General features: G+C 38.5%; 8 protein-coding genes. 4 read left to right on the forward strand and 4 right to left on the reverse strand.

Going from position 1 to position 8,452, the window contains the following annotated elements:
* Positions 1-2: 2 nt before the first annotated feature.
* Complete coding sequence (locus AC5YDM_RS02350; RefSeq protein WP_496150526.1) at positions 3-1,454, reverse strand: GGDEF domain-containing protein; 1,452 nt, start codon at positions 1,452-1,454, stop codon at positions 3-5.
* A 346-nt stretch (positions 1,455-1,800) separates the two neighbouring features.
* Between AC5YDM_RS02350 and AC5YDM_RS02355 the strand changes: the two genes are divergently transcribed.
* Positions 1,801-2,280 carry a hypothetical protein gene (locus tag AC5YDM_RS02355; RefSeq protein ID WP_496150527.1) on the forward strand — a complete coding sequence of 160 codons (480 nt, stop codon included), beginning with the start codon at positions 1,801-1,803 and terminating at the stop codon, positions 2,278-2,280.
* An 88-nt stretch (positions 2,281-2,368) separates the two neighbouring features.
* Here the strand turns inward: AC5YDM_RS02355 and accC are convergent, their stop codons facing one another.
* The 3 genes from accC to aroQ are packed head-to-tail and all read right to left on the reverse strand — an operon-like array spanning position 2,369 to position 4,639.
* Positions 2,369-3,730, reverse strand: coding sequence for an acetyl-CoA carboxylase biotin carboxylase subunit (gene accC / locus AC5YDM_RS02360; RefSeq protein WP_496150528.1), 1,362 nt, complete (start codon positions 3,728-3,730; stop codon positions 2,369-2,371).
* Between the two features lie 15 nt (positions 3,731-3,745).
* The gene (locus tag AC5YDM_RS02365; RefSeq protein ID WP_496150529.1) at positions 3,746-4,165 is read right to left on the reverse strand and encodes an acetyl-CoA carboxylase biotin carboxyl carrier protein; all 420 of its coding nucleotides are present in this window, start codon (positions 4,163-4,165) and stop codon (positions 3,746-3,748) included.
* A 12-nt stretch (positions 4,166-4,177) separates the two neighbouring features.
* Entirely contained in the window at positions 4,178-4,639 is a 462-nt protein-coding gene (gene aroQ / locus AC5YDM_RS02370) for a type II 3-dehydroquinate dehydratase (RefSeq protein ID WP_496150530.1), read from the reverse strand.
* Positions 4,640-5,675: 1,036 nt separating this feature from the next.
* Between aroQ and AC5YDM_RS02375 the strand changes: the two genes are divergently transcribed.
* From AC5YDM_RS02375 to AC5YDM_RS02385, 3 genes are all read left to right on the forward strand, one after another.
* A complete protein-coding gene (locus AC5YDM_RS02375; RefSeq protein ID WP_496150531.1) occupies positions 5,676-6,023 on the forward strand; it encodes an immunity protein Imm33 domain-containing protein in 348 nt (115 codons plus the stop codon).
* A gap of 6 nt (positions 6,024-6,029) precedes the next feature.
* Positions 6,030-6,443 (forward strand): hypothetical protein, encoded by a 414-nt coding sequence (locus tag AC5YDM_RS02380; RefSeq protein WP_496150532.1) that lies wholly within the window; start codon positions 6,030-6,032, stop codon positions 6,441-6,443.
* Between the two features lie 357 nt (positions 6,444-6,800).
* Positions 6,801-8,452: type VI secretion system Vgr family protein (locus tag AC5YDM_RS02385; RefSeq protein WP_496150533.1), on the forward strand; the 1,652-nt coding region annotated here is incomplete at its 3' end.

Here is an 8,452-nt window from a genome sequence, read left to right on the forward strand (position 1 = left end):
TTCTATGTTGTTCTCAAGTCGAGCTCGATACATAAGCGATTTCTACCTTTTTCTTTCGCTTCATAAAGTGCACTGTCTGCACGATTAATCAATTGCTGGAATGGCACGCAGAAAGGTAGGCTTTGATGGCTTAACCCTATACTGACACTGACATTCAGTTTAGTACCATCATCTAAAACAATAGGTGTATCAGCCACTACATTGCAAATACGTTGTGCAATTTCTACGCTGTGTTGCAGACTTACATCTTTAAGCAAAATTGCAAATTCTTCCCCGCCAATGCGTCCAAACAAATCAGAAGACCTGATCTGGGACTGAACCATACGGGTGAAGTCTTGTAAAACTTTATCACCAGCAGCGTGTCCGTAATTGTCATTAATTTTTTTGAAATAATCTAAATCAAGTAAAAGAATAGTGACAGTTTTGGCTGTGCTTTTAGCTGTTTGATGTTGAACTGTACGCTCACTTTCTTCGTAGAAATAGCGACGATTCATCGCCGTGGTTAATCCATCATGATTGGCAAGATATAAGATCTGATGATAGAGTTTCTGACGGTTTAAGCTGATAATCGCTAAAGTTAAAGGGCCAAGCGCCAGCATGAACAAACCAATACGTACTGACAACGTTGTTGAAATATAAGCATCTGGTGATTCAGCCAAATAATAGACGCTAATACTGTTATACATAAACATTGCGACGAAACAGTTGATGATTGCAATAAAGAATAAGTTATAGGTCAGAGCAGCCCAAATTAAAGCTCCAATCGGGAACATAATCGCACCAGGGCCGATAAAAAAGTGCGTTAATGTCACGGACATAATCACCGCGAGAAGCGGAAAGCTATTTTGAAGATTCAGCGTTTGTTGTTTTTTCTCAACAACGTAACCTTGAACATCTTGTTTCCGTGGGATTGCTAAAATAATGGGTAAGAATGCGACTAAGTTTAAAATTTCACCCGTCCACCACATCCCAAAGTCAATCCAAATACGATCCATTGACATGAAAGTATTTGGAATGTGCGGAATGGTTAGTACTGCAAAAATTGGGCTGATTAAACATCCGCCAAATGAACTGATGAGAAATAGAAAGAGGAAGGTTAAGCCTTTATTATATTCTTTATAATTGAGTTTTAATAAACGAATAATCAGTAATGTAACCAGTGGATTGAGTAAATTCGCAATGGTTAAAAATAGAGTCAGAATAAAATAGTTGCCTGTCATTAAGTCGGCAAGCATAAATCCTGAAAATGCACCAAACCAACCACCGAGATTATTGAGCTGTGGGAATCTTAAAAACATTCCTAATAAAATGGCATTGGCGGGCCAAAAAATGGCTAAAAATGCGAGTGGTCGTCCAAAGATTCCTGCGAGACAACACAGCATAACAATCAGGCCAATAATAAAAAAGGCTTTGGTGTTTTGCTTAAAGTATTGATCTGAGGAAGCTGTAAACATAGTCAATGTATTAACCTATTATTTTTCTATCTATACTGCTCTTATAGATGTGGTTGTATTATACACTTTAGCATAGCTTGATAATTTTTATAATCAATACTTTAATTAAAGCTAAGTCCATATTTTTTCTTGAAATTTGTGCGGAGGATCATTTTTTATACTCAAATGTTGAATAGCATCAAAACCATTTTAAAAGTATGGTTTTAATCTTTGGATTCATCAAAGTTTTTTGTACGCTGAAACGATGCTAAATCTTCGGTTTTTTTGTGTATATCACGTTAAATGCCTAATAAGAATATAGATAATTATGATACTTTTAATTAAAGAACTTTTTAACAGATGTCGTATGAAAAAGTCAGTCAGTCTGATTACATTACTTTTGGGTTTTATAGCAGTTACACATGCAGATTTACCGGTTGAAACACCGCAACAAAATGTTGAAGCACAAAAAGAAAATTTGATCGGTGTTTATACCCGTCCTGAAATATTGGGTTTATGGGGAATGGATATTCCACAAAATAAAAAATGCGTTGAGTACTATAATTTTAGAAATGGCAATGAAGTCGTGGTGAACAGTGCTCAAGAATGGTCGATAGGACAGTTTGATTATCAACCCTCACCAGATAATACATTGACAAAACTTCCGACTTTAATGATTCAAGTGAATTATGAAAACAATGCGACGGATTGTTCTGGGAACACAGTAGATCAGGCGGGTGAGTTATCACAGTATTTCGTCAAGTGGAATTCTCCAACTCAAATTAATTTTTGTGCAACAGAGCAAGGTAAAGATTGTTTTGCGACATTAAAAAGAGTTTTACCTTAATCGTATATTTTTGAACAATCATTTCATAATTCTAAAATATAAAAAGCCTCTAAATTGTAGAGGCTTTTTAATGGATCATTGAATGAATTTAAGCTTCATTTTGACCTTGGATTTTTTTAAGCAAATGGTTTTCAAGGTAATGAATATCCATCGCTTGTTTAGCAAAGTTTTTGTCTTCAAGAATCAAATCTTTATGAAGTGGAATATTGGTTTTAATTCCAGTCAAAATGATTTCATCCAAAGCTTGCTTCATACGAGCCAATGCTGTTTCACGATCTTTACCATGCGAGATTAGCTTAGCAATCATTGAATCGTAATACGGCGGAATGCTATATCCAGGATAAATATGAGAATCTAAACGAATTCCCGCGCCACCTGGTGTGTAAAATTGCTCAATTTTACCTGGTGATGGTAGGAATGTTGTTGGATCTTCAGCATTGATACGGCATTCGATCGCATGACCTTGAACTTGAATGTCTTCTTGTTGAAGATTAAGGCCAAGTCCAGCTGCAACGCGTAGCTGTTGTTCAATAATATCAACACCAGTCACCATTTCAGTCACTGGATGTTCTACTTGAACACGAGTATTCATTTCAATAAAGAAGAATTCGCCATCTTCAAATAAGAATTCAAATGTTCCAGCACCACGGTATTGCATCAATTCACATGCTTTTACACAAGCTTGTAAAATTTCAGCACGAGCATCTTCTGGTAAGTTAGGAGCAGGGGCTTCTTCCAAAACTTTTTGATGGCGACGTTGAAGTGAGCAATCACGGTCATATAAATGAACAGCATGTCCATTACCATCACCAATCACTTGAACTTCTACATGGCGTGGCTTTTGTAAAAAGCGTTCCATGTAAACAGTGTCATCACCAAACCACATTTCAGCGTCACGTTGAGCCGCTTGAACTGATTCAAGTAGTGTATCTACACGTTCAACGATACGCATGCCACGACCACCACCACCAGCAGCAGCTTTAACGATCAATGGAAAACCAATTTCTTTCGCTTCGGCTAATGCATTGTTTGGTGTTACTGCATGAGCAGAACCAGGGACGGTTGGAACGCCAGCTTTACGCATAGCATTAATCGCTGAAACTTTATTCCCCATCAGGCGAATATGTTCGGGACGTGGACCAATGAAGATAAAACCAGAACTTTCTACGATTTCTGCAAATTCAGCATTTTCAGAAAGGAAACCATAACCAGGGTGAATGGCATCAGCACCTGTAATTTCTGCAGCTGTAATAATGGCAGGGATATTTAAATAGCTTTCGCTACTCGCACCAGGACCAATACATACTGCTTCATCTACAAAACGTAAATGCATCAGATCTTTGTCGGCATCTGAATAAATACCAACGGTTTTAATACCGAGGGTTTTGCAAGCGCGAGTGATGCGAAGTGCAATCTCACCGCGGTTTGCAATTAGAACTTTTTGTAACATGTCGTCCCCCAAGTATTACGCGCGGTAGCGGAATAGCGGTTGACCGAATTGGATTACATCACCATTTTTAACTAAAATTTCTTCAACCACGCCACTTTGAGTTGCTTCAATTGGGTTCATGATTTTCATTGCTTCAATAATACCAAGCGTTTCGCCAGCAGAAATCGTTTGACCTACATTTACAAATGGTGCTTCACCTGGACTAGGTGCTGAATAGAACACGCCAACCATAGGAGAAGTTTCTACAGCACCACGAGAAGCAGCTTTCACAACTGGTGCTTCAGGAGTAGCAGCTTGAAGAGGAGCAACACCAGCAGCAACAATAGGGTTACGACGCGCTAAAGCAATAGATTGATCACCTTCTTTTACTTCGATTGACTGTAAATCAGATTCAATCATTAAGTCGATGAGCTTTTTGATTTTGCGAATATCCATGGATTCGTATTCCTAAGATTGTGTAGAAGTTGAAGATTGAATTTTTTGAGTGGCGTGACTGAGTGCAAAAGAATAGCCTTGAGCACCTAAGCCGCAAATTACGCCAACCGCTTTATCTGATAAATATGAGTGATGTCTAAATGCTTCACGCGCATGGACATTAGAAAGGTGTACTTCTATAAAAGGTATAGCAACACCTAAAAGAGCATCTCGAACCGCCACAGAGGTATGTGTAAGTGCAGCAGGGTTGATAATGATGAACTTAATGCCTTCGGTTTGAGCTTGATGGATGCGATCTACAATTGCACCTTCCCAATTACTTTGGAAAGTTTCAAGTTGAATTGATTGTTCTTGCGCTTGCAAGCTTAACTGTTGATTGATATCTTCAAGAGTCAAATAGCCATAAACTTCTGGCTCACGCTTTCCTAGCAAATTTAAATTCGGTCCATGTATGACCAAAATGGTCGAGCTCATGAAGACTGCTCCAAAATGTATGTTGTGCAAATATTTTGCAAGATGCTTGCAAAGTTTGCCTATTATGGCATGTTTTTCTGCTTTAATTTTGTAAATTCTTCAAAATCAGCAAAAAGACATATCATTTTTTTCGTAGGGTATTTTGCAAACTTTGTAAGCAATCCTCAATGCTAAAATATGACATTTTTATTATTTTTTCGTATTGATAGCATTTCATCTTGAATGACAAAATCTATTACTTATATCATTCAATTCATGTCTCATTTTTATTTGAATAATGAGCGTGTGCAGTACATGTGTTGTGGGAATCTAGAACATTATTGAGTTTAGATCGTACTAGATGTTCAAAATTCTAAGTATGCTTTCATGTAATGAGTTCACTTTATTTATATGGAGATAGGCATCGAGTTAATTTAAAGCCATTATGATAAATGATGATTCACTTAATACGTAGAACATTTAAATAGCAACTCATTTTAATTTCAATATTTTTAAATTTTTATTTTAAAAACATGTATTTGAATTTTTTTAATGGGGGTTTTTTTGATTTTTTTTGAATGATATTTGATGCACTGTAATATTTATTGGTTTGATCTTCTTATACATTAAACGTCAGAACAGAATACAGTTATGAATATTCAGAGTTTTAAGTTTTTAGGGAATTGATCTGCAATTTTTTAGCTTGAATAAATCAGAGGTTTTTAAATTTCATTTAATCTTGAAGTAATGAAGCCAAAACAATCCTAGAGTGGCTGATTCTTTCATTTTTCTGTATTTGAATTGCAATGATGAAAGATGCGAGGTCAGATAATTATTGGCAAAAATGCAATTTGAGCACTGTTTAGAACTATCTTTAATAAATTGACGTACTTCTCATCACGATCGAATCGAGTTAGATGCAATCTAAACTTTATTCGAGTTATATAGTGTCTATTATCCAAAACCTTATTATTCAAAAATCATGTTTGATTCAGTTGTACGGTATTCAGCATCAGAATAGAATGAGCAAGAATTTTTGATGAAAACGGAATCATCTATGTTGCAAGATTTTATTGAAGAGCAGAAATTGGTTTGTGAAGAATTTGATTCTGCATATATTAAAGTCAAAGAAGATGATGTCGTGGCGGTAGCCAAACAGACATTGGACAAAGAACCAATCGTGGGTTTACGCAAAAAACCTGAAACCGATGAAAATGTATGTTGGTTTATTTATGGTGGTGAGCTTGAAGAGGGTGAAGACTTTTTTGAAACCATGACCGTGAAAGCCTTAGAGGAAGTTTTACCTGAAGCCATTCCATATTTGGCTTTAGAAACTGGTTTCCGTTTCATGATTGACCGTGATGATTATGAAGATGTATGGAAAGCAGAACCTGATTTGTCTTAATTTCCAATGAAATATTATGATTTAAAAAAGCTAGGCAGTATTGGAAATATTTTTCGATATTGCCTAATGGTCAGTGGATTGTCTTTAGCAAGCACTTTGTACGCCGTTGAATACTCTTCTGAAACATATTCTTTAGAGGAATATACTCGGCAAATTGATCAGCAGATCGCAATCGTTAATCAGACCAAGTTACTGTTGGATGATCCGGATGCAAAGCCATCTGCTTTGGATCAAAAAAATGCTTTATGTGAAAGAATTAGGGCATACAAAACTATTCAAACACTGAGTGAAAACCATCTACATCATGAAAATGCTTTTGCCATGAAAATGGTTTCAGATTTGTTCTTAGAAAAGCAGCAACAGAGTTTTGCACAAGCAGGTATGAATGAATCAGCTTTTTGTGGGCAGCCTAAATCTTGATTTGTCAGAAATTGACATGAAAATGGCTGAAATTGATAAATCTAAGTTCTTATAATGTTTAAATTAAAATGAGGCACATCCTTTTTATTTCCCTGATCCGATGTGCTTCATTTTAATTTTTCGATCTATGTTATGTCGTTGTTACTTATAATAAATAATAAAAAAGGGTTGTCCCTTCGAACCTTTCTCTTGGCTCTTTAGTATTAAGTTTTATCGCTTATGTTAAGTACAAAAACTCGTTATATATAGATTTTTGGGTGTAGGTAACAGTTTCCACAATGGAAATTTATTGATTAATTGTGATTATTTTTGCTAAAATATTTATTAAATATAATTAATAAAAAGAATATGTGTTAGATGAAGTTCAATATATTTTCGGCTATAGAAAAACTTGGATTAACTGCTCAAAAACGAGCGATACACGTACAATTCTCGAATCCAAGTCTAAACCAAGAAGTCTTTCTACAACGCATAGACGGACAACACACGCTTAACGAAGGCGTAAAAGCAGAACTGATCTGTTTATCTACTAATGCCACTATCTCCCTCAAAGAATTCATCGGCTGCCAAGTTGCCGTAGACCAAGTGACCGAAAATGGCACACTATTCAGAACCACAGGGATAATCACCGAAGCAGCCCAAGGGCAAAGTGACGGCTCACTGACCCTCTACAAACTCAACTTAGAAGACGCAACCACACTGTGGCACAAACGCCGAAACAGCCGTGTGTTCATGAACAAATCAGCGGTTGAAGTGATCGAAACCATCTTCCAAGAATGGCAAAACAAAAGCCCACTGTTTGCAGCAAGCCTAAGCCTAGATCTCAGCGGACTGCAACAACAATACGACGTCCGTCCGTTCATCATGCAAAGCAACGAAACGGACTACGATTTTTTAACACGCCTCATGCGTAGCGAAGGCATCAACTGGCTGATAGACGAAGCACAACACCAAGTACCCATATCAGCAACACCAATCGAAGCCCAAAAACTCCGACTGATTGACGACAACAGCCAATACCAAGCCCTAGCACGCAGAAATATCCGCTTCCACCGCAGCAGTGCCACAGAAAAACAAGACAGCATCACCAGCTTCATCGGACAACGCAGCATCCAACCGACCGCAGTCCACGTCCAACGCTGGCAAGCCGATGTGCTCGAACAAGAAGAAGGCGCAGGCACGGTACAAAGCAAACACCAACACAGCAACAACCAAGACAACGCAAGCTTAGGCTTAGAACAAGCCTGGCACTTCAGCCCAGCGTGGATGCAAGACCTCAAAGGCGAAGACCAAGCGACCGCATCCAGCAACAACCAAATCGAAAAGCTGAACCAAAACCTCAGCAACTACTATGACGCGCAAAGCAAACAATTCATTGCTAGTTCTACAGTACGCGATACACAAGTAGGCTACTGGTTCGAACTCAACGAACATCCAGAGATCGACCAACACAGCGGATCAGACAAAGAATTCCTGATCACAGGCAAACAATACTACAACCAGAACAACCTACCCAAAGACCTGACCGATCAAATCGACCAACTGATCAAACAAAGTAACTGGAACAGCAACTTCAAACGCGATCACAACCAAGAAGAACGCCAAGGCAACAGCCTGATCTTGCAGCGACGCAACATCATCACCGTTCCAGAATACAACCCACTCCAACACCGCCCAGCAGCCCATCCACAACGCGCAAAAGTCGTAGGTCCAAGTGGCGAAGAAATCCATGTCGATGAATGGGGACGCATCAAAGTCCGCTTCCTGTTCTCACGAGCCGAGGACAACCAAGCCGATGGTGGGGCAGGCTCCAACAACAACGACACGGATTCAGCATGGGTAGATGTACTGACCCCATGGGCAGGTGAAGGCTACGGTGCACGCTTCCTACCCCGCATCGATGAAATTGTGGTGATCGACTTCTTCGACGGCAACATCGACCGCCCATTCGTGGTGGGACGCATCCACGAAGCACAACGCAGTCCAACCAAATTCGATATCAAAGGACA

The sequence above is a fragment of the Acinetobacter sp. CY81 genome (assembly GCF_059515925.1).